This window comes from Pacificitalea manganoxidans, assembly GCF_002504165.1.
GTDB classification, from domain to species: domain Bacteria; phylum Pseudomonadota; class Alphaproteobacteria; order Rhodobacterales; family Rhodobacteraceae; genus Pacificitalea; species Pacificitalea manganoxidans.
The window spans coordinates 2,817,160-2,838,648 of the sequence record NZ_CP021404.1; the positions used below are offsets into that span (position 1 = coordinate 2,817,160).

Sequence of the window (21,489 nt, forward strand, 5' to 3'; positions counted from 1 at the left end):
CCGGCAGATGAATTTCAAGCAAGACGGACCGCATCGCCTACTCCGCTGCCTGTAGGCCCGGATAGGCATACATGCTGGAATAATCGTGGTCGGGATTGTCCCATGTGATCATCTTGCCGGGGTTCAGCAGCCCCTTGGGATCGGCCTCGCGCTTGAAATCGAGCTGACGCTGATCGGCGGATTGGCGACCGCCTTCTTCCAGCGTGTAGCGATGCGGGTTGAAGATGATGGCGCCTGCCTCTTCGTGCAGGCGGACGATTTCATCCAACCGTTCCTCGGTGGTGAAACGCACCATCGACAGCCCGGCAAAAATCGTGCGCCCGCTTTCGCGCATCACCTCCAGATGCTGCATCACCTCGGGCGAGAAATCGGCGCGCATCTTCTGCACCAGCGCGATGTGATCGGGATAGGCGTAGCGGACCTGTAGATAGGTAATCGACGGATCGACGCGCAGGGCGCGCAGGGTGGTGTGGTTCCAGCCATATTCGAACACCGGGCCGGGCGTGCGGTCCCAGTCATTGTCATCGGACCGATAGATCAGCTGCCCCGCCGGATGCCGCCCGAGGAAGGTCAGAAAGCCCTCCATGCTGTGCGGCGCGATCATCAGCCCGACCAGCGTGGTGTCTTCGGCGACATGCGGCTGCACACGCTGGAAATAGCTGTGCGCGATGGGCGCCTCATAGACCGAGCAGAGTTTTTTGAGGATGCCGTCCTGATTGCCGAGGCCATTGGCAAATTCGAGCGCCGCGTCGAAATCGTCGAAGGCCACGAAGATGTCGGTCCAGTCATAGGCCGGCGCCAGCGGCATCTCCAACTCGGTGATGATGCCGTTGGTGCCATAGGCGTGGCTGACGCGGTGCAATTCCTCGCCGCGGAATTCCAGCACGCGGGGCTCTTCTTCCATCGTCACGACGCGCAGGCGGATGATATTGCCCAGATCGCGCAGCGCGCCCCATGTGATCGAACCGATGCCGCCCGAGCCCCCGGCGACAAAGCCGCCGATGGTGGCCGTCGCCCATGTGGACGAGAACATGCGCAGTTCCTGACCGCTATGCTCCTGACAGGCGGCGTCGAGATCCTTGAGCAGGCAGCCCGGCTCGACGATGACGCGACCGGGGTGGATCTCCTTCACCGCCGCCATATGGCGCATGTGCATGACGCAGCCGCCCGCAAGCGGCATCGCCTGACCGTAATTGCCGGTGCCCGCGCCACGGGTGGTGACCGGCACGTCATGGGCGTAGCAGGTGCGCAGAATTTCGATCACCTCGGCCTCGGACCGGGGCGAGACGACGAAATCGGCTTCGACATGATCGAGCCGGGTTTTCAGCACCGGCGAATACCAGAAGAAATCCCGGCTTTTGGCGCGAATCGCCCGGTCGGAGGTTTCGATATCAAGATGGCTCAGCGCCTCTTTGGCGGCGGCGACATTGGGTTTCATACGGTCCTCATCAGGTGGTCGAGCTCCGCGTAATCGGGGAGCGTGCGATCGATCTGCCGGCCCTGCCGGATCACGATGCGATCGGATTGGGGCCGGGCGAAAAGCTCGGTCCAGCTGCGCGCGCGGCAGATCACCAGATCGGCGGGCGCACCGGGGGTCAGATCGGGCGCGGCAAAACCGCAGGCCCGCGCGGGGGTCGTCGTGAACGCATGGGTCCAGTCGTGCCGCCCGTGATCGAGATGGGCGATCCGGGTGGCCTCGCGCATGACCTCGATCATGTCGAGATCGCCATAGGCGTAGAACGGATCGCGGGTGTTGTCGGAGGCAAAGCTGACGGGAATGCCGCGCGCGACCATCTCATGCACCAGCGTGACGCCACGCCTGCGCGGGGTGCGCCCGGCATGGCGATCCTGAAGGTAGAGGTTGCACATCGGCAGGCTGACGACATTGATGCCCGCCCGGGCCACCAGATCGAGCGTGTCCTGTGCGCGCGCGTCCTCCTGCACCGACAGCGAACAGCAATGGCCGACGGTGATCGGCGCGGTGAAGCCGGTGTCAATCGCGGCCTCGGCAATTAGGCGCAGGGTTTCGACGCCGGGGTCCATCGTCTCATCGACATGAAAATCGGCATCGAGCCCGCGCGCGCCAGCGGCGGCAAAGAAATCCCGCAACCGGGTGGGAAGGTCCGGCATCGGGTAGGTGACCGATCCCAGCACACCGCCATGTTCGGCCACCAGATCGGCGAGCGCGGTGAACTCCGCGCCTTGGTCGATGCGGTCGGCGCCAATGAGCGCGCTGGCCTGAAGCTCGATCCGACCCGCCCATGCCTCGCGCAGTTCCGACATCACCGGGAAGCTGATCGCGGCCTGCGGGGCGAGGCTGTCGACATGGGTGCGCAGGGCGCGGGTGCCGTGCGCGTAGGCGCAGCGGAGGGCGAAATCGGCGCGGGCGCGGACATCTTCGGCGGACCAATTGGCGATGCGGTCGGCACCGACAGTGGCGAGCGCCCCGTCAAAGGTGCCATCGGGGTTCGGCGCACGGCCCCAGATATGGCCCTTGTCGATATGGGTGTGCATATCGGTAAAGGCCGGGAACACCATTGCGCCGCACATGTCGATCTGCGGCACTGCGGGGTCAGGCTCGGTCAGCCTGCCGTCCTTGATCGTAAGGTCGATGGAGGTGAGCGCACCCTCCGCGCCGGTCAAACAGGCCGGCACCGTCAGGTTGCGCAGGGTGGCGTTTACAATGTCGTCATGGCCGCTGGGCAGAACGCGGAATTCCATCAACCCTCTCTGTTGAGCGCACTTTCGTGCCATTTACGCAGCATCAGGTGGGTAAACACCGACAGAATGGTGAAAATCACCACACCCATGGCCGCAATCATTGCCAGCGCGGCGAACATCCGCGCGATATTGAGCCGGTAGCCCGCCTCCTGAATGCGCGAGGCAAGCCCCGCGCCGACGCCGCCAGTGCCCGCGACCAGTTCGGCCACCACAGCCCCGATCAGCGACAGACCCCCGGCGATCTTTAGTCCACCCAAGAAGTAGGGCAGCGCGGAGGGGATCTGTAACAGCGTCAGCCGCTGCCAGCGCGTCGCGCCGTAGATGCGGAACAGATCGCGCAGGTTGTGATCGACGGAGTTCAGCCCCAGCGTAGTGGAGGACAGCACCGGAAAGAACGCCACGATCCACGCACAGAGCAGCATCCCGGCGGTTTTGCTTTCGACATAGATAAAGATCAGCGGCGCGATCGAGACAACGGGCGTCACCTGCAAGATCACCGCGTAGGGATAGAAGGACAGCTCCATCATCCGCGACTGGTTGAACAGAATCGCCAGCCCGGCCCCGCCCGCCACGGCAAGACACAGCGCCAGAACGGTGGTGCGCGCGGTGAGCGTCGCAGCCTCGAACAGGATGCCCCAATCCCCGACAAGGCTGTCCCAGACAAGTCCGGGGCCCGGCAGGATGTAATGCGGGATCTCGTTCCAGACGACGATACGATCCCACAGCCACAAGGTCAGCGTCAGCATGACGAGGGGCAGCGCGTATTTGGCGATCTTGTCGATGCGGCGGCGGCGGGCCCGGCGCATTTCATCAAGATCGAGCGGCGGCAAATCCGGGACATGTTCGGCCACGGTGCCAGCGGGGGTTTCGTAGGTGGTCATGCGGCCTCCATCGCAGAATGCAGCGCTTCGGACGTGGCCCGGCATTGTGCGGCATATTCCGGCGAGGTGCGGAACGCCTCGCCGCGGGGATAGGGTTCGTCGACCTGCAATTCGCGGATCACCCGCCCCGGACGGGCGGCCATCACGACGATGCGGTCGGACAGGAACACGCTTTCGAACACCGAATGGGTGACGAAGATGACGGTGCAGCCGATCTTGTCGCGCAGCGCCAGCAGATCGGTGTTGAGTTTATGGCGGGTGATCTCATCCAGCGCGGCAAAGGGCTCATCCATCAAGATCAGCCGGGGCCGGGTCACCATGGCCCGCGCGATCGAGACGCGCATTTTCATGCCGCCGGACAACTCGCGGGGATAGGCATTGGCGAAATTTTCCAGACCGACGAGCGACAGGGCCTCGCGGATTTCATCCTTCACCGCGTGATAGCTTTGGCCTCGCAGGCGAAACGGCAGCCAGACATTGCGCGCGACGGTGGCCCACGGCATCAGCGTGGGTTCTTGGAATACGACACCCAGATCCCCGTGGGTCTGGCCGCCGGCCCAGTCGATGCGGCCCGCCGTCGGGGCCATCAGCCCGGCGATAAGCCGCAGCGCGGTGGATTTGCCGCAGCCCGACGGCCCCAGCAGCGAAATGAAATCGCCTTCGTTCACGGCAAGGTTCATGCCACGCAGGGCGACGGTTTCGCCGCCGAACACCTTGTCGACGGATTGCATCGTCAAAACAGGGGCACGGGCGCCGAGCGGGGCGATGGTGCGGCGGGCAGCGGTCATGGGCAGGTCCGGTTGGTCAGGTCACGACAGGGACGCCGCGTGCGCAGGCATCGGATCGCAACGAAGGAAAACGAAGGGGCGGCGAGCGGGAGAAAGGGAGAAGGAGACCTACCGCCCGCCGCAATGCAGGCCCCCTGCAAGGGGCCTGTGAGGTATCGTGGCCGGGCTTATTGCATGAGATCCATGCCCACGCCCTTGCCGACGAATTCGGTGGAATAGGCGGCTTTGTAGTCAAGGCCGTCCTCGATCACGCCAGCGGTCACCATTTTCTGGTAGAAGTCGCCGACCTGCGCGTCGGTGATGACGCCGATGCCCATCGTTTCCGCATCGCCCGAGGTCACGATGCCTTCGGATTTCAGCATCATGATCGCAAAATCAATCTTATCCTGGGTCATGTCGGGATTGGCTTCGAGGATCAGCGCGTTGGCTTCCGCGTTGTCGCCGTTGAGGTAGTTATACCACCCCTTGATCGAGCCATCGACGAAGCACTGCACCACCTCGGGGGAGGTTTCGATGGTGTCGGCCATCGTCTCGATCGTGGTGGCGTAGGTCGAATAGCCTGCATCGGCGATCAGGAAGACATCCGGGGTGAAACCCGCTTCTTTCTCGATCAGATAAGGCTCGGAGCTGAGATAGCCCTGCATGCCCACGCCCTCATCGGCAAGGAACGGCGCCGGGTTGAAGGTGTAGGGCTGACGCTGCTCTTCGGTGAAGCCGTATTGCTTGATCATCCACTGATAGAACGACTGGTAGCCGTTATCGCCGATGAGCAGGGTCAGATCCTTCAGATCCTCGAAGCTTTCGGCGACGCCGGGATGGGCGATGATGACCTGCGGGTGCTTTTGGAACATCGCGGCGACGGAGACGACGGGGATGCCTTCTTTCACGGCGGAGAAGGCCTGCAGCAGATCGCCGCCCATGTGGAAGTCGATCTTGCCCGCCAGCATCAGCGCGCGGTTGTTCACCTGCGGGCCGCCCGGAACGACGGTCACGTCGAGACCGCATTCGGCATAGGTGCCATCAGCGACGGACTGGTAGAAGCCACCATGCTCGGCCTGCGCGACCCAGTTGGTGCCGTAAGATACCGGTGTCAGATCCTGTGCCAGCGCGGGCGTGGCGAGGGCAGTGGCAGTGCCGGCAGCCAGCATAATGGCGCCGAAGAAGGTGGACCCCTTGGTCATGGCAGTCTCCGCGTAATGTGAGTTTCCCTGCCCAATGTGTAGGCACCGCCTCAGAAGGTGGCACGACCGACCCCGCCGGATTGTTCGCTCACGTCCAAGTTTGCGCTTTTTGAGTGCAACTTTCCGGACAACTGTCTAGTTCTTACGCAGAATCGAAGAAATCTGCGCAACATTGCCCCGTTTCACCCGCCAGATTGACCTCCCCCCTGACGCGGATAGTGTGCACCCGATGACTTCAAAAATGCTCTCTCCCGACACGATTCGACGCCCCTTCGCGCGCTATGCGCATGGCGTCGAAATTCCCGCGAACGCGCGCATGGTCGTGACCTCCGGCCAGCTGGGCATCGGCCCGGACGAGTTCATACCCGACGGTGCCGCCGAACAGGCGGCGCTGTGCTTTGGCAATATCGATGCGATTCTCGCCGAGGCGGGCATGTCCGCCGTGGATGTGGTTCGCATCAACGCCTTCGTCACCGACCGCGCCCATATGGCAGGTTACATGGCCGCGCGGGACCGCTGGCTGTCAGAGGTGGCAGAAGATGCCCTGCCCGCCTCCACGCTGGTGATCGTCAACGGCTTTACCCGCCCGGAATTTCTGGTCGAGGTCGAGGTGACGGCGGCACGCGCCTGAGCGGTGCGGTCCGCCCCCGCCCGCAGGCGCCGCGACATTCCAGCGACGGACGGTTGGGGCTTGGGTTGGCGCGACGGGCGGGATAAACCGCCCCCATGCCAGTGACCCTGACCTCCCTCCGCGATTTCGCGCAGCTGCCTTTCGACGAGGTGATCGACGTGCGCGCGCCGTCGGAATACGCCGAGGATCACATGCCCGGCGCGATCAGCCTGCCGGTCTTGTCAGATGACGAACGCGCCCGCGTCGGCACGATCTATGTGCAGCAGGATGCGTTTCTGGCGCGCAAGATCGGCGCGGCGCTGGTCGCGCGCAACGCCGCCACCCATCTGGAAGGCCCACTTGCCGATCGTGATGGCGGGTGGAGGCCGCTGCTTTATTGCTGGCGCGGCGGGCAGCGTTCCGGGTCTTTCGCATCCATCCTCGCCCAGATCGGGTGGCGTGTGGATATCGTCGCGGGGGGCTACAAGACCTATCGCAATCTTGTCGTCGACATGCTGCACCGGCACCCGCTGAGCCAGCGCATCGTCCGGCTGGACGGGCTGACCGGCAGCGGCAAGACCGAAGTGCTGGCCCGGATCGCCGCGCAGGGCGGCACGGTGATCGATCTGGAGGGGCTGGCGCGGCATCGTGGCTCGGCCTTCGGCGCGATGCCCGGTGGTCAGCCCTCGCAAAAGGCGTTCGAGACCGCGCTGGCGCAGCGCCTCGCCACCCTGCCCGAAGACGCCACGATTCTGGTCGAGGCCGAAGCCGCCCGTATCGGCGATATCCGCCTGCCGCCATCGCTCTGGACCGCGATGCGAGCCTCCCCGCGCATCATGCTGGACGCCGACCTGCCCGACCGGGCCCGGTATCTTGCCCGCACCTATGCCGGTGACGTGGCCGCGCAGCAGCAGGTGACCCAATCGCTTGATTTGCTGGTGCCGTTGCAGGGCCGGGCCCAAGTCGCCGCATGGCAGGCGCAGGCGGCGGCCAGCGAGTGGGAAACCTTGGCAGGCGATCTGATGGCGCGGCACTACGATCCGCGCTACCTGCGGGCGCAGGAGCGCTACACCCCGCCTGCCGCCCATGTGCCGATCACCCCCGATGGCCCCGGTTTTGACCGCGCCGCCGAAGGGGTCATGGCCGCGCTGACCCGGATCTGATCCGCGCGCCCGCGTGTCAGACCAGCGTGATCTGCGCGGCGCCCTCCACCAGCCGACCGATACGCACCGGCGTCACGCCCGCGCGGCGCAGCCGCTCGAACCGCGCGTCCAGCCCGGCCTCCGGCACCGCGGCCAGCAGCCCGCCCGCCGTCTGCGGATCAAACAGCAGATCATAGCGCGCGCCCTGCCCCGACCCGATGAGCCCATCCAGCGCCGCGCGATTGGCAGGCCAAATCGAACTGCGGACCCCGGCCCCGGCCACCGTTTCGGCGCCCGGATGCAGCGGAAGCGCCGCCAGCGACAGCTCCGCCCCCAGCTTTGAAGCGCGACAGATATTGGCCAGATGGCCCGCCAGTCCAAACCCGGTCACATCGGTCATCGCATGGGCATCGCGCAGGTCCGCCGCCGCAGCGCCATAAGGGGTGGCCAGCAAATCGAGCAGCGCGGCAAGGTCCGGCCCCCGCACCTGCCCCTGCATCGCCCCCCGGCCCCGCCCCCGCATCGCGCCAGCCAGCAGAACGCCAGACCCGATGGGACGGGTCAGGATCAGCGCGTCGCCGGGCTGCCCCCCGGCCAAGGTGACCGGCGCGCGGTCGAGCGTGCCGATCACCGTAAAGCCCAATGTCAGCTCCGAGCCCACCGAACTGTGTCCGCCGATCAGCGCCGCACCTTCGGCGCTCAGGATCTCAGCGGCGGCGGCGGTGATCTCGGCCAGCGCTTCGGCCTGCATCGGCTCAGCCATCTCCGGCAGGATCACGCTGGCGAGCGCCGATTGCGGGGCCGCGCCCATCGCCCAGACATCCCCCAAGGCGTGACAGATCGCGATCCGCGCCATCAGCGCCGCGTCGGATGTCACGGCCCGCAGGTGATCGGTGCTCAGAATCTGCTGGCTGCCGTCGGGGCCCCGGATCAGCGCCGCATCATCCCCCGGAAGCGGCACGATGTCGGCCCGCGCGGTGGCGGGCACGCGGGCCAGCGCGGCGCTCAATGCGCCGGGCCCGACCTTGGCACCGCAGCCACCGCATAGCGGCACATCCGCCAGCCGCTCCGCCAGCCCCGCTGCCGCCCCGATCGGCGCCTGCGGGCGCGGCATCTGCGGCAGGTCCGACAGCATCGCCATGAAGCGTCGGTCAATCCGGTCTTTCCAGCGCCAGACCCATGACCCTGCCAGCACCGGCCAGCCGCGATCCGCGACCGCCTTGCGTTCGCCCATGGAGATCAGCTTCAGATACCGGTTCTGCGGGCGATACCGGCGCAGGTCTTGCGGGCGATCAGCAAGGGTGGCGCGCAGGTTGGCGAACAGCACGGGCGCCTGCCGCACCGCGAAAACCCCGGCCTTGGGACGCGGGGTCGCGATCATATGCGCGCAGTCGCCCACCGCAAAGACATGCGGATACTCCGGCGTGCGCAACAGGGTGTCGACGGCGATGAACCCCTGCTCAAGGCTCAGCCCTGTCCCGGTCAGCCAGTCCTGTGCCTGCGCGCCCGCCGCCCCGACCGTCAATGCGGCGGGAATGTCGCGCCCGTCCTCCAGCCGCAGATGGGTTGCCGTGACCTCTGCCGCGCGGGCGTTTTCCATGATCTCGACCCCCAGTGCATCCGCCGCGGCGCGCAGCCGGGCGGTGGCGGCCTCCGACACGCCTTGCAGCACGGATTTCGTCTCGATCACCCGGACGGTGCCGTCACGCCCCTCGGCGCGCAAACGGCGGGCCATCGCCAAGGCCAGTTCCACCCCCGCGACACCGCCCCCCAGCACCGCGACGTCGCCGCTGGCCTCATCCCGGCCTAGAAACTGCTCCCACCGGTCGGCCAGCGCCCCCAGCGGCTTCGCGGGCGCACCAAACCGGGCAAAGCCGCGCAGCCCCGGCAGATCCGAGGTCACGCCAATGTCGAAGGACAGCACATCAAAGCGCAACACGCGCCCATCGCTCAATCGCAGGCGCCGCGCGACGGGGTCGCACATATCGGCGCGCCCCCGGATCATCCGCGCGCCCGCCGCCTGCGTCAAAGCCATCAGGTCAATGTCGAGGGCCGTGCGCGGATAATGCCCCGCCACCCAACCGGGCAGCATCCCCGAATAGGCCGCGACCGCGTTGGGGTCGATCAGGGTCACGCGCACGCCGGGCTGCGGCGCCATGGCCCAGCGGCGCAGGACCAGCGCATGCGTGTGCCCGCCCCCCACCAACAGCAGGTCACGGGTGGCTGGGAAATCGCGCTCGGGTCCGGTCTGCATGTTGGCTCCTTTTGGCCTTCTTGCCCGAGCGGGTCCGCGCGGTAAAGCGGCGCGCGCCGTCCATCACGGGCGCGCAGATGCCGTTGCGAAACCGAGTGCGTTTTTTCACCCGGAAAGCGCTTGACGCCCCGCGCCGCATCCCCTACCTAGCGCCACGGCTTCGGCGGAGTAGCTCAGTTGGTTAGAGCAGCGGAATCATAATCCGCGTGTCGGGGGTTCAAGTCCCTCCTCCGCTACCATAATCCCCTACATCGACAAACGATATGCCCCCCGCGATACGGGGTGCAGGGTTGTGGCCGTATCGCGGCTTAGGTCAGGCTCAGGATATCCGCTACGATCGCGTCGTGATCGGAAAGCGGCTGGCCATCGGGATCGAGTGCCGGGCGGATTTCCACCGGGCCCAGTTCCAGATCCCGGGTTAGAAACCAGTCCAGCTTCATCGCGCGGTCAGGCCAACGGGTGATCAGGCTGGGACGGGTCGTGGGGCGATCTTCCGGACCGCCATGCACGGCGAAGCCCGCAGAGCGCGCCGCGTCGAACAGGCCTTCGGCCCTCCAGTCACCGCCATTGTGGTTGCCGGTGTTCAGATCACCACCGATCACACAGGGGATGCCGGGAAACTCGGCGTCGATCAGGGCCAGCAGGCTCTCGATCTGGCGGCAGCGATGGTCCGGGGCGCAGGCGCTTTCCAGATGGGTCGACAGGGCGAGCAGCGGACCCGCCTGCGTGGCAATCCCCGCACCGATGGCGATCCGCTCCCCCAGACGGGGTTGTTCCGCGTCAAAAAACCATTGCCGCCGACCGGGCAGCCGCTGCGCAAAGGGTCGCTCAAGCGCAGTCCGCGCCATCACCGCATTGCCATGAAAGCCGCGCGCGTTGTGATCCTCCGTGCAGAAGCTCTGCTCCACCGGCGAGCCGAGGCCCAACTCCAGAAATTCTACTGCATAGGCATGGGCCATGCCAAGCGCATCTGCCATCTCGCGCGGCGTATCGCGCTGGCCGGTGCGCGCCATGCCATGATCCATTTCCGACAGCAGCAGCAGATCGCAATCGCGCATGTGATGCGCCGACGCCTGCGGAAAAAGGCACCGTTCAAGGTTCCACGCCCCAACCCGGATCGGCAGGGTCAGCGGCGCGGCGGGACAGGTGCTGCCGATCTCGATCAGGTTCATTGCGGGCACACGGGCCATGTGGGCGTCGTGGGTTGCGATGTCGCGGCGCAATGCGCCCAGCGCCCGAGCCGTGTCTTTAGGCACCGGCAGGGCCGCCGTGGTCGCGCGGATCATAAAACCGGCTCGACCACCGCTTCGGCGACAGGCTCCATCCGCCGACCGGTGGCTGTGTCGAACAGATGCAGCCGGGTGGGGTCGATGGCGACCTGCACCGTCTGGTTCAGCGCGGCGGCCCCGGTATCGATGACCGCCAGACGCTGCGCGCCGACCATCCCGTGCACGATCCGCTGCGCGCCCAACTCTTCGATATAGTCGACGGTCAGCGGCAGGCCGCGCGGCGCGATGCGCAGATCCTCGGCCCGCAGGCCAAGCGTTACGGGACCGGCAGGGTTGCCCACCCGTGCCAGTGCATGATCGTCAAGCGACAGCACGCCACCGTCGATCCGGGCGTCAAGGAGGCTCATCGCCGGTGCGCCGATAAAGGATGCGACAAAGGTCGAGGCCGGTTTGCGATAGACCTCCAGCGGCGCGCCGATCTGTTCCACCCGGCCCCCGTTCAGCACCACCAGCCGGTCGGCCAGTGTCATTGCTTCCAACTGGTCATGGGTGACGTAAAGCGCGGTCGTCGCAAGCCGTTGTTGCAGCTTGCGGATCTCCATCCGCATCGAGACGCGCAACTTTGCGTCGAGGTTCGATAGCGGCTCGTCGAACAGGAACGCCGCCGGTTGCCGCACGATGGCCCGGCCCATCGCCACACGCTGTCGCTGACCACCAGAAAGCGCGCGGGGCTTGCGGTCGAGATAGGCGCCCAGTTCCAGCATGCGCGCGGCCTCTGCCACACGCTCCGCGATGACCGCTTTCGACGTGCCACGGTTCTTAAGGCCATAGGCCATGTTCTGGCGCACGGTCATGTGCGGGTAGAGCGCGTAGTTCTGAAACACCATCGCGATGTCGCGCTCCGCCGGGTCGAGTTTGTTGACCATCCGCTCGCCAATGCGGATTTCGCCCGCGCTGACCGTTTCCAGCCCGGCGACCATCCGCAACAGGGTGGATTTACCACAGCCCGACGGTCCGACCAGAACGATGAATTCGCCATCCGCAATTTCGATGTCGATCCCGGCCACGGCGGGTTGGCTGCTGCCGCCATAGGTCTTGCCCACGGCCCTGAGTGAAAGATGTGCCATTATTTATCGCTTTCCGTCAGGCCCTTGATGAACATCCGCTGGAAGACCACCACCACCAGAACGGGCGGGATCATCGCCAGCGTGGCGAGGGCGAAGGCTTCGTTATAGTCGGGGATCTGGCTGCCGACCCAAACCTGCAGGATCGATTTGATGCCGCGCATGAGGGTGTAGAAACTCTCATCCGTCGTCATCAGCAGCGGCCAGAGGTATTGGTTCCAGCCGTAGATGAACATGATGATGAAAATCGCGGCCATCATGGTTTTCGACAGCGGCACCAGCACGTCGATGAAGAATTTCCACGGGCCCGCGCCATCAATGCGCGCCGCTTCCAGCAATTCGTCAGGGACGGAGCGGAAGAACTGCCGAAAGAAAAACGTGCCCGTGGCCGAGGCGAGAAGCGGCACGATCAGCCCGGTATAGGTGTTGAGCAGATGCAGCGTCGACATCACCTGATAGGAGGGCATGATCCGCACCTCCAGCGGCAGCAGCAGCGTGGCGAAGATCATCCAGAACAGCAGCGTCGCAAAGCGGAAGCGGAAATAGACCAGCGCATAGGCCGCCATCATCGACAGCACGATTTTTCCGACCGCGAAGCCCAGCCCCATGATCATCGAATTGCCCAGCATCAGCAGCCCGGTCACATCGCCGGTAAACCCGCCGCGATGGGTCAGCACCTTTTTATAGGTTTCGGCACCACTGTCGCCGGGGGTGAGGTAGAGCCCGTTGAAATGGATATCGACGCCCGTATGGGTCGACGACATCAGCGTTATGACCACCGGCGCGCAGAGAAGCACAGCGCCAAGGATCAGGATCAGGTGGTCGAGCGGTTTGATTTTCTGCATGGGTCTACCCGTAATGCACCCGGCGTTCGAGGAAGCGGAATTGCAGCACCGTCAGCGCCGCGACCACGACCATCAAGATCACCGACTGGGCGGAGGAGCCGCCGATGTCGTTGCCTTTGAACCCGTCGAGATAGACCTTGTAGACCAGTGTCATCGGGTTGTTGGCGGGCTTGTCTTTCACGATCACGTCGATGATCGGGAAGGTGTCGAACATCGTGTAGGTGATGTTGATGATAAGCAGGAAGAACGCGGTCGGCGCGAGCAGCGGCAGGGTCACGTCGCAAAACCGGCGCCAGCCGGAGCGCGCGTCGATCAAGGCCGCCTCGCGCACCGCGCCCGGAACCGATTGCAGCCCCGACAGGAAGAAGATGAAATTGTAGGGGATCTGCTTCCAGACCGAGATGGTGATCAGCGCGATCGCCGTATCCCAGTAATCGATCCCGACACGCAGATCGTAGCCCAGCCACTCCGCCAGCCGGGTGAAGGGGCCGATATGCATGTCGAAAAACATCATGCCGATCAGCCCGGCGACGGGCGGCGCAATCGCATAGACCGATATCAGCAGGGTCTTGTAGCTTTCGGCTCCGCGGATCACCTTGTCGGCCTTCACCGCCAGCAGCAGACCGATGGCCAGCGCCAGCACCGTTACCACCCCGCAAAAGAACGCGGTGAACAGCGCGGTATTGCGATATTCGCGACTGCTGAGTGCGTCGCGGTAATTCTCGGTGCCCACAAAGGTCGCGCCGAAGCCGAACGGATCTTCGATATAGAAAGAGGACGTCACCGCCTGCACGGATGGCCAGTAGAAGAAGATCACCACCACCGCCATTTGCGGCAGCACGAACAGCCACGGGGTCAGCGGGCGGTCGAACTGAACCCGCTTGACCGGGATGGCGGGCGTGCCGGTCCACCAGCGGCGCAGACGATGCATCAGGGAGCGTTCGGCCTCCAGAACGCTAAGGGGCGTGTCGGTCACGGGTGCTGGCTCCTGCGAGGGGCGCGGGCGCAGGTTACTGCGCGCGAGGGCTGTCAGGGGAGGATGGCGGCAGTGCCAATCCAAGGCGGTTTCAGAACTGCGACGGGGCTCCGGGCGCATGGCCCGGAACCCCGCATGGATCAGGTCTGCGCTTAGTTCGCCGTCTTGGCAAAGCGCGCCAGAAGATCGTCACCTTCGCTTTGGATCGCATCGAACGCATCCTGCACGGCAACATCGCCCGAGAAGATGCGGTTGAATTCGCGTTCCATGACCGAGCGGATCTGCGGGTAGAAGCCCAAGCGATAGCCCTTCGACCAATCGCCCGTGTCCAGCATCAACTGCTGAATGCCGATCTCGGCCACCGGCTGCTCGTCATAGTAGCCTTCGGATTTCGCCAATTCGTAGGCCGCTTCGGTCACCGGGACGTAGCCGGTGTTCTTGTGCCAGTAGACCTGCGTTTCAGGGGAGGTCAGGAAGCTGAAGAACTCCGCGGTGCAGGCGTTTTCCTCGTCCGACTTGCCCGCCATCGCGAACAGGGCGGCCCCGCCGATGAAGGACTGCGTGCCCGCGCCTTCGATGGCGTCCCAATAGGGCATGAACACCGCGTCGAAATCAAAATCAGCGGAGCTTTGCAGGCCGCCGAAGCTGCCGGAGGAGCCGATCCACGTTGCTGCTTTGCCTTCCTCAAATGGCTTGAGGTTATCGGCCCAGCCAGCGCCGTAGAAGCCATAGAGCCCCTCGTCAGCCCATGCTTTCAGCTTCTCGAACATCATGACGGTGTTTTCGTCATTCACCATCAGCTCGGTGCCGTCGACGGCGTCGTAGCCGTTGTTGTTGGTGGCGAACTGCTGGTTGTTCCGCGATTTGAAGTTTTCGACCATCATCCATGTCAGCTGCGACGCGGTCATGGGGATGTAGCCTGCATCGCGCAGCTTGGGCGCGATGGCTTCGAAATCTTCCCAAGTCTTCGGCGGCTCGACACCGGCCTCTTCGAAGGCGGCGGTGTTGTAATACATGATCGGCGCGGAGGAGTTGAACGGCATGCCGATGAACTTCCCGTCGCTGTCGGCGTAGAAGTTACGAACGCCTGCGATGAAATCGTCGCGGTTGAACTCCTGCCCGGCGTCGAGGATCAGATCCTCGGCTGCGACCGTCGCGCCCTTGGCGGAAATGATCGTCGCGGCACCGGCATCGAAGACCTGCAGGATGTTGGGCTGTTCGCCCGACCGGAACGCGGCGATGCCGGAGGACAGGGCTTCCTCATAGGTGCCCTTGGAGATCGGCGTCAGGCTACAGGCGTCCTGCGCGGCGTTGAACTGCTGGGAGATCTCGTTGATGACTTCGCCGTTGCGGCCGCCCATGCCGTGCCACCAACTGATGCTGGTCTGTGCCATCGCGGTGCTGGCCATAAGCGAAAACGCGATCGTGGCCGATGCTGACTTGAACATGTCCCTTGTCCTTCCAGATGAGAATTTCAAGGCGACCGCTACGCCTGTCACATGACAGTTTGATTTCGGTTTCGCGACAGTTTGGTGGAGCGCCGCGCGATCCGGGCTGACGTCGCGTAGACCTGCGCGCCGGCGCAGCGTGGCGCTGTCCTGTGCCCGCCGCTGGCGGTCAGAGGCCGCCCGCCCCCGCCACCCGCCACGGGTGGGTATAGACCTGCCCATGACCGTTGCGGACCCCGGCCACGACGGTGATGCCCGCGGCCTCGGCGGTGTCGAGCGCCATGCGCGTGGGCGCGGAGACGGCCACAATGACACCCGCACCCGCGATGGCGCATTTCTGGATCAGTTCGACCGACAGGCGGCTTGTCATGACCACGGCCCCCGCCGCTGCGGGTTCTCCGGCCCGGGCCAGCGCGCCGATGAGCTTATCAAGCGCGTTGTGGCGTCCGACATCCTCGCGCGCCATCGCGATGCCCTGTCCGGGGCGCAGAAACCCTGCCGCATGCACCGCGCCCGTCTGGTCATGCAGCGGCTGGTGGCGGCGCAGCGCCTCGGTCGCGGCGGTCAATTCATCCGGGGCAAAGCGCAGATCAGGCGCGGCGACGCGGGGCAGATCGCGGAGGGCCTGTTGCAGGCTGTCGATGCCGCATAGCCCGCAGCCCACCGGCCCCGCCATTGCCCGCCGCCGCGCGCCCAGCGCGGCCGCGCGATCCTCCGCGAGCCACAGCCGCGCCTCGACCCCGGTGTCGTGAACGACAAGCTCGTGCTCCTCGATCTGATCGAGCGCCGTCACGAACCCCTCGCTCAGTGCAAATCCAAAGGCGAAATCGGTCAGGTCCGCGGGGGTCGCCATCATCACCGCTTGGGTCGAGCCATTGCAGGTGATCGCGACCGGAACCTCCTCGGCCAAGATGCGCGCCGCCGTCCCGCTCATTCCCGCCGCGTCCAGCCGCCGATAGGGCGCATCGGCCTGTGTCGCTGGAAAGGACGGTGCGGAAGGGTCGGAGATGACGGTCACGAAGGCATCCTTTTATGGTCTGTGGCAGATGGGCGCAGGCCCCTGCCCTGCCCGCACTGGTCATTCGTGTGATGCAAGGCGCAGTATAGCCGCGCCATGCCGGGCATCCAATCGCGGGCGGCGGGTTCCGGCTGCACCGGCTTGATCTGACGGCCTGCCCGGCTAAGACATAAGGCAAGCCTGCGGCAGGCCCATGCCCTCGCGAGGGCCCCGCGCAAGACGAGCTGCATAAAGGACGATCCCATGCCCAAGAAGGAAGACCTCCCCCTGACCTCCGGCCCCGCCGGCGGCTGGGGATCGCTGCGCAGCATCGTCCGCATCACCCGCGAAAGCCATCCCTCGCTGGGCACGCTCGACACGCTGCGCCGCCAGAATAAACCGCGCGGCTTCATGTGCTCGTCCTGCGCGTGGCCCAAGCCTGCAAATTACAAACCGTTCGAATTCTGCGAAAACGGGGCCAAGGCGACGCTGTGGGAGAACACCAATGATCGCTGCACGCCCGAGTTCTGGGAGGACCACACCGTCAGCGACCTGCTGGCATGGACCGATCACGAACTGGAATGCACAGGTCGACTGACCGCGCCCATGAAATACGATCCCGCGACGGACCGGTATGTCGCGATCGACTGGGACACCGCGTTTGCGGAAATCGGCGCGGCGCTCCAGCCGCTCCCGCGCGAAGACGTGGTGTTCTACTCCTCCGGTCATGCCGGGCTGGAGGCGTCCTACCTGTGGGCGCTGATGGCGCGAGCCTATGGCAATAACAACCTGCCGCAATCGTCGAACATGTGCCACGAGACAACAAGCGTCGGGCTGAAGAAGGTCATCGGCTCCTCCGTCGGCACCGTGATCTGGGAGGATCTCGACAAGACCGACTGCTATTTCTTCTTCGGCCAGAACCCCGGCACCAATTCGCCCCGGTTCCTGCACCCGCTAAAGGAAGCAAAGGAGCGCGGCGCGAAGATCGTCACCTTCAACCCGGTGCGCGAACAGGGTCTGATTTCCTTTGTCGATCCGCAAAACCCGAAAGCGATGCTGACGGGCGAGGAAATCACCATTTCCGACCAGTATCACCAGTTGAAGGGCGGCACCGACATCGCGGCCATCCTTGGGCTCTGCAAGGCGGTGATCGAGGCCGACGATGCCGCGCAGGCCGAAGGTCGCAAGGCGGTGATCGACTGGCCCTTCATCGAAAAACACACCCATGATTTTGATCGGTTCATCCAGTTCGCCCGCGACACATCATGGGACGCCGTCACCACGGAATGCGGCCTGACTGAGCAGGCCCTGCGGGACGCGGCGCAGGTCTACATGGAGGCCGAGCGGGTCATCGGCGTCTACGGCATGGGCCTGACACAGCAATCCCATGGCGCGTGGAATATCGGCATGTTGGTTAACCTGCTGCTGCTGCGCGGCAATATCGGGCGGCCCGGCGCGGGCTGCTGCCCGGTGCGGGGCCATTCCAATGTGCAAGGCCAGCGCACGGTCGGCATTGCGGAGAAGGCCAAGCTGATCCCTATGGACAAGCTGCGCGAACTGTTCGATTTCGAGCCTCCGCAGAAGGACGGCACCCATGTCGTCGATGCCGCACAGGGTGTGATCGACGGACGGATCAAGGCGACGCTGTGCCTGGGCGGCAACCTGATGCGCGCGCTGCCGGATACCGAGCGGCTGGAACGCAGCTGGCGCGATCAGGAACTGACGGTGATGATCTCCACTAAGCTCAACCGCAGTCATCTATACCCCGGCAAGGCCGCCTATATCCTGCCCTGCCTGGCGCGTTCTGAGATCGACGAGCAAGCCACCGGCAACCAGACCATCACCATCGAGGACAGCTTCTCGATGATCCACGGCTCGATCGGGCATCGCGCGCCTGCCTCGCCCGACCTCAAATCCGAGCTTGCGATCACCGCCGCCATCGCCAAGGCCGCCACTGCGCCCAACCCCAAACTGCGCTGGGACGAGTGGACCGGCGATTACGGTCTGGTGCGCAACCTGATCGAGGCGACCTATCCTGACGATTTTCGCGACTATAACACCCGTATGCACAGGCCGGGCGGCTTCTGGCGCGGCAATCCCGCCCATGACCGGGTGTGGAAAACCGAAAGCGGGCGCGCCGAATTCACCGTGCCGGGGAAGCTAAACGCCCTGGATTTCGAGGATGCGCCGGGGCGCTATCGGCTGCTGACCATGCGGTCCAATGACCAGTTCAACACGACGATTTATGGCTATTCCGACCGTTTCCGCGGGATCGAGGGCACGCGCGACGTGCTGCTGATGAACGCCGAGGACATGGCCGATGCCGGGCTGTCACACGGCGATACCGTGGCGCTGGAAAGCGACGCGGGCGACGGCGTGGCGCGGCGACTGGGCGGGCTCAGCGTGATCGAGTTCAAGCTGCCGCGCGGCACGGTCGGCTCCTACTATCCCGAATGCAACGTGCTGGTGCAGATGGGTCATGGCGATGAACTGTCGAAAACCCCGGCGTCCAAAGCCGTCCCGGTGCGGATCGTGAAAGGATAGATTTAGAGGGATCGGCGCGCTTGCACGGAGGGGAAATTTCCATCGGTCCGTGTGCACCGCGAGCCTGCATGAGGGGTGGCGCTGCCACGATTGAACGGCGCGCCTTATCCCAACCAAGCCCCTCCCCGATCTGAGTTTCAGCGAAGGGTCGCCATGCCCCAGCCCGCGAGGCCGCGCAGGCGCTTGCCCGCGCGCCTCGCTTGGTCGGGGGCGGGTGCGCGCAACTCCTCAGTTCTGCCCTGTCATCTCCCTGTCACATCCCCATGGCACCCCTCCCCCGGGATTGACCTGCCTCGCCATATCGACTATTCGCGAAGTATCGAAATCTCAGCCCTTCTTCGTCCTATCGCAGCGAGCACCAAACCCGATGACCACCTACGCACTCAATGGCCTTGGCCGGATGGGCAAACTTGCCATGCGGCCCCTGCTGGAACGCGGCGCGCAGATCGCATGGATCAACGACGCGGTCGGCGACCCGGCCATGCATGCGCATCTGCTGGAATTCGACACAGTGCACGGGCGCTGGCCCGCGACCTTTTCCCATGACGCCGAGAGCCTGACGATTGATGGCACGCGGCTGCCGGTCCTGCGGGAAAAGACGCTCGACGCGCTGCCTCTTGAGGGGGTGGATGTGGTGATCGACTGCACCGGAAAGTTCAAATCAGAAGCGGCCTTGCAGCCCTATTTCGACGCGGGCGTGAGGAAGGTCATCGTTTCCGCCCCGGTCAAGGACGGGCCTACGGCCAATGTCGTCATGGGCGTCAACGACGACAGCTACGACCCCGCGCAACACCAGATCGTCACAGCGGCAAGCTGCACCACGAACTGCCTCGCCCCGGTGGTGAAGGTCATCCATGAGGCTCTCGGCATCCGTCACGGGATGATCACGACGATTCATGACGTCACCAACACGCAAACCATCGTCGACCGCCCGGCCAAGGACCTGCGGCGCGCGCGTTCGGCGCTCAATTCGCTGATCCCCACGACGACGGGCAGCGCCACCGCGATCACGCTGATCTATCCCGAACTCAAGGGGAAGCTGAACGGCCATGCGGTGCGGGTGCCTCTGCTCAACGCCTCGCTCACCGACTGCGTGTTCGAGGTGGAGCGCCCGACCAGCGTCGAAGAGGTCAACGCCCTCTTCGCTGCCGCTGCGGCGGATGGCCCGCTGTCGGGCATCCTTGGCTACGAGACCCGGCCACTGGTGTCATGCGACTACACCAACGACCCGCGCAGCGCGATCATCGACGCGCCCTCGACGATGGTCGTCGACGGCACGCAGGTGAAAATCTACGCGTGGTATGACAACGAATGGGGCTACGCCAACCGGCTGGTCGACGTGGCCTTGATGGTCGGCGCCCGGCTGACCGAGGCGCACCCGTGACTCCGGCCGCCACGGCCCCGCGCGAAGGGCTTGCCGCCTATATCGCTGTCACCGCCGCCTATTGGGCGTTCATGCTGTCGGACGGCGCATTGCGGATGCTGGTGCTGCTGCATTTCCACACGCTGGGCTTCTCGCCCGTGCAACTGGCCTACCTGTTTGTGCTGTATGAGATTGCAGGGATTGTCACCAACCTCTGCGCAGGGTGGATTGCGGCGCGGTTCGGGCTGACCTCGACCCTGTATGCCGGGCTGTCGTTGCAGATCGTGGCTCTACTCGCCCTGACCCAACTGGACCCGGCATGGTCGCTTGGCGCGTCGGTTGTGTTCGTCATGCTGGTGCAGGGAGCGTCGGGCGTGGCCAAGGATCTGGCCAAGATGTCGTCCAAATCGGCGGTCAAGCTGCTCGCCCCGTCTGAGGCCGGCGGTCTGTTTCGCTGGGTCGCGCTGCTGACCGGATCGAAAAACGCGGTAAAGGGCGCAGGTTTCCTGCTTGGGGCCGCCCTGCTGGCGCTGGCGGGGTTCACCGCCTCGGTGCTGGCAATGGCCGCCGTGCTGGCGATCATCCTTGCCGCGATCATCTGGAGAATGCCCTCGGGCCTGCCACGCGGTCGCAAGGACGCCAAGTTTACCGAGGTCTTTTCAAAGAACCCCAACATCAACTGGCTATCCTTTGCCCGCGTGTTTTTGTTCGGTGCGCGGGACGTTTGGTTCGTGGTCGGCATCCCGGTCTATTTCTATGCCGTGCTGTCGGATGGGAGCGAGGCAGGCAATCGCACGGCCTTCTTTACCATTGGCAGTTTCATGGCGGTCTGGACCATACTCTATGGCGCGGTGCAGGGATCGGCCCCGAAACTACTGCGCGCCGCCACCCGCAGCCCGGCGGACATTACCGCCGATGCCCGCCACTGGGTCGCGGCGCTCATTGCCATCCCCGCCGCACTGGCGGCTTTGGTCGCCGTTGCGGGCGCACCTGCCCCGTGGCTGACCGCGACGCTGATTGCCGCCCTTCTGCTGTTCGGGGCCGTGTTCGCGGTGAATTCGGCGCTGCATTCCTACCTGATCCTCGCCTTCACCGACGCACGCCGTGTGACGATGGATGTCGGGTTCTACTACATGGCGAATGCCGCCGGGCGCCTGCTGGGCACGCTGCTATCGGGGGCAAGCTATCAGTGGGGTGGCCTGCCCGCCTGTCTTGGCACAGCGGCGGTGCTACTCTGCCTCAGCTGGCTTGGCGCCAGCCGCCTGTCGGTGCGAGCGGAGCCTCACGCACCTGCCGCCTAAAATTTAATCCTGACCTTGGCAGGGCCTGCGCGGTGGGGCGACCTTGGGTCAACCCCACCGTTTCTCTGGTCTATCCACAAGATAT

17 protein-coding genes and 1 tRNA gene are annotated in these 21,489 nt (G+C 64.9%); 6 read left to right on the forward strand and 12 right to left on the reverse strand.

All coding sequences use genetic code 11. The annotated features are described in order from the left end of the window. Positions 1–37: 37 nt before the first annotated feature. The 5 genes from CBW24_RS12825 to CBW24_RS12845 all read right to left on the reverse strand — a co-directional run bounded on the left by CBW24_RS12825 (position 38) and on the right by CBW24_RS12845 (position 5,571). Entirely contained in the window at positions 38–1,438 is a 1,401-nt protein-coding gene (locus CBW24_RS12825; protein WP_097373817.1) for an FAD-binding oxidoreductase, read from the reverse strand. After that, positions 1,435–2,721: a cytosine deaminase gene (locus tag CBW24_RS12830; RefSeq protein ID WP_097373818.1), complete on the reverse strand. Its 1,287-nt coding sequence runs from the start codon at positions 2,719–2,721 to the stop codon at positions 1,435–1,437. Before CBW24_RS12830 ends, CBW24_RS12825 begins: the two co-directional genes overlap by 4 nt. Next, positions 2,721–3,602, reverse strand: coding sequence for an ABC transporter permease (locus tag CBW24_RS12835; RefSeq protein ID WP_088663554.1), 882 nt, complete (start codon positions 3,600–3,602; stop codon positions 2,721–2,723). The genes CBW24_RS12830 and CBW24_RS12835 overlap by 1 nt, the downstream gene beginning before the upstream one ends. Next, complete coding sequence (locus tag CBW24_RS12840; protein WP_232529782.1) at positions 3,599–4,390, reverse strand: ABC transporter ATP-binding protein; 792 nt, start codon at positions 4,388–4,390, stop codon at positions 3,599–3,601. The genes CBW24_RS12835 and CBW24_RS12840 overlap by 4 nt, the downstream gene beginning before the upstream one ends. Before the next feature lie 167 nt (positions 4,391–4,557). Next, on the reverse strand, positions 4,558–5,571 hold the full coding sequence (locus CBW24_RS12845; RefSeq protein WP_097373819.1) for an ABC transporter substrate-binding protein: 1,014 nt from the start codon (positions 5,569–5,571) through the stop codon (positions 4,558–4,560). 241 nt (positions 5,572–5,812) lie between these two features. Between CBW24_RS12845 and CBW24_RS12850 the strand changes: the two genes are divergently transcribed. Together CBW24_RS12850 and mnmH are read left to right on the forward strand one after the other, a co-directional pair. After that, positions 5,813–6,202 (forward strand): RidA family protein, encoded by a 390-nt coding sequence (locus CBW24_RS12850; protein ID WP_232529784.1) that lies wholly within the window; start codon positions 5,813–5,815, stop codon positions 6,200–6,202. 95 nt (positions 6,203–6,297) lie between these two features. Continuing rightward, entirely contained in the window at positions 6,298–7,344 is a 1,047-nt protein-coding gene (gene mnmH, locus CBW24_RS12855) for a tRNA 2-selenouridine(34) synthase MnmH (RefSeq protein WP_097373820.1), read from the forward strand. Between the two features lie 16 nt (positions 7,345–7,360). Here the strand turns inward: mnmH and selD are convergent, their stop codons facing one another. Then, positions 7,361–9,577, reverse strand: coding sequence for a slr1591 family oxidoreductase (gene selD, locus CBW24_RS12860; protein ID WP_097373821.1), 2,217 nt, complete (start codon positions 9,575–9,577; stop codon positions 7,361–7,363). Between the two features lie 162 nt (positions 9,578–9,739). Here selD and CBW24_RS12865 point away from each other — a divergent pair. After that, positions 9,740–9,816 (forward strand) — tRNA-Met (locus CBW24_RS12865). A gap of 69 nt (positions 9,817–9,885) precedes the next feature. Here the strand turns inward: CBW24_RS12865 and CBW24_RS12870 are convergent. The 6 genes from CBW24_RS12870 to fdhD form a co-directional block, all read right to left on the reverse strand. After that, positions 9,886–10,863: an endonuclease/exonuclease/phosphatase family protein gene (locus CBW24_RS12870; RefSeq protein WP_097373822.1), complete on the reverse strand. Its 978-nt coding sequence runs from the start codon at positions 10,861–10,863 to the stop codon at positions 9,886–9,888. Beyond that, positions 10,860–11,933, reverse strand: coding sequence for a sn-glycerol-3-phosphate ABC transporter ATP-binding protein UgpC (gene ugpC / locus CBW24_RS12875; RefSeq protein WP_088663535.1), 1,074 nt, complete (start codon positions 11,931–11,933; stop codon positions 10,860–10,862). Before ugpC ends, CBW24_RS12870 begins: the two co-directional genes overlap by 4 nt. Then, positions 11,933–12,775 (reverse strand): sn-glycerol-3-phosphate ABC transporter permease UgpE, encoded by an 843-nt coding sequence (ugpE, locus tag CBW24_RS12880; protein WP_088663534.1) that lies wholly within the window; start codon positions 12,773–12,775, stop codon positions 11,933–11,935. Before ugpE ends, ugpC begins: the two co-directional genes overlap by 1 nt. A gap of 4 nt (positions 12,776–12,779) precedes the next feature. Beyond that, on the reverse strand, positions 12,780–13,751 hold the full coding sequence (locus CBW24_RS12885) for an ABC transporter permease subunit (protein WP_097373823.1): 972 nt from the start codon (positions 13,749–13,751) through the stop codon (positions 12,780–12,782). 152 nt (positions 13,752–13,903) lie between these two features. Continuing rightward, a complete protein-coding gene (locus CBW24_RS12890) occupies positions 13,904–15,199 on the reverse strand; it encodes an extracellular solute-binding protein (RefSeq protein ID WP_097373824.1) in 1,296 nt (431 codons plus the stop codon). A gap of 169 nt (positions 15,200–15,368) precedes the next feature. Continuing rightward, positions 15,369–16,217 (reverse strand): formate dehydrogenase accessory sulfurtransferase FdhD, encoded by an 849-nt coding sequence (gene fdhD, locus CBW24_RS12895; protein WP_374708969.1) that lies wholly within the window; start codon positions 16,215–16,217, stop codon positions 15,369–15,371. Positions 16,218–16,460: 243 nt separating this feature from the next. On the opposite strand from fdhD, the gene CBW24_RS12900 reads away from it, so the two are divergent. The 3 genes from CBW24_RS12900 to arsJ all read left to right on the forward strand — a co-directional run bounded on the left by CBW24_RS12900 (position 16,461) and on the right by arsJ (position 21,404). After that, complete coding sequence (locus CBW24_RS12900) at positions 16,461–18,740, forward strand: FdhF/YdeP family oxidoreductase (RefSeq protein ID WP_097373825.1); 2,280 nt, start codon at positions 16,461–16,463, stop codon at positions 18,738–18,740. Between the two features lie 367 nt (positions 18,741–19,107). Beyond that, complete coding sequence (locus CBW24_RS12905) at positions 19,108–20,124, forward strand: ArsJ-associated glyceraldehyde-3-phosphate dehydrogenase (protein ID WP_097373826.1); 1,017 nt, start codon at positions 19,108–19,110, stop codon at positions 20,122–20,124. Beyond that, positions 20,121–21,404 (forward strand): organoarsenical effux MFS transporter ArsJ, encoded by a 1,284-nt coding sequence (arsJ, locus tag CBW24_RS12910; RefSeq protein WP_269779746.1) that lies wholly within the window; start codon positions 20,121–20,123, stop codon positions 21,402–21,404. Before CBW24_RS12905 ends, arsJ begins: the two co-directional genes overlap by 4 nt. The last annotated feature ends 85 nt before the right edge of the window (positions 21,405–21,489 follow it).

Coding starts and splice junctions, on each gene's coding strand:
- CBW24_RS12825 (WP_097373817.1), bottom strand. CDS start 1,438: ATGAAACCCAATGTCGCCGCCGCCAAAGAGGCGCTGAGCCATCTTGAT.
- CBW24_RS12830 (WP_097373818.1), bottom strand. CDS start 2,721: ATGGAATTCCGCGTTCTGCCCAGCGGCCATGACGACATTGTAAACGCC.
- CBW24_RS12835 (WP_088663554.1), bottom strand. CDS start 3,602: ATGACCACCTACGAAACCCCCGCTGGCACCGTGGCCGAACATGTCCCG.
- CBW24_RS12840 (WP_232529782.1), bottom strand. CDS start 4,390: ATGACCGCTGCCCGCCGCACCATCGCCCCGCTCGGCGCCCGTGCCCCT.
- CBW24_RS12845 (WP_097373819.1), bottom strand. CDS start 5,571: ATGACCAAGGGGTCCACCTTCTTCGGCGCCATTATGCTGGCTGCCGGC.
- CBW24_RS12850 (WP_232529784.1), top strand. CDS start 5,813: ATGCTCTCTCCCGACACGATTCGACGCCCCTTCGCGCGCTATGCGCAT.
- mnmH (WP_097373820.1), top strand. CDS start 6,298: ATGCCAGTGACCCTGACCTCCCTCCGCGATTTCGCGCAGCTGCCTTTC.
- selD (WP_097373821.1), bottom strand. CDS start 9,577: ATGCAGACCGGACCCGAGCGCGATTTCCCAGCCACCCGTGACCTGCTG.
- CBW24_RS12870 (WP_097373822.1), bottom strand. CDS start 10,863: ATGATCCGCGCGACCACGGCGGCCCTGCCGGTGCCTAAAGACACGGCT.
- ugpC (WP_088663535.1), bottom strand. CDS start 11,933: ATGGCACATCTTTCACTCAGGGCCGTGGGCAAGACCTATGGCGGCAGC.
- ugpE (WP_088663534.1), bottom strand. CDS start 12,775: ATGCAGAAAATCAAACCGCTCGACCACCTGATCCTGATCCTTGGCGCT.
- CBW24_RS12890 (WP_097373824.1), bottom strand. CDS start 15,199: ATGTTCAAGTCAGCATCGGCCACGATCGCGTTTTCGCTTATGGCCAGC.
- CBW24_RS12900 (WP_097373825.1), top strand. CDS start 16,461: ATGCCCAAGAAGGAAGACCTCCCCCTGACCTCCGGCCCCGCCGGCGGC.
- CBW24_RS12905 (WP_097373826.1), top strand. CDS start 19,108: ATGACCACCTACGCACTCAATGGCCTTGGCCGGATGGGCAAACTTGCC.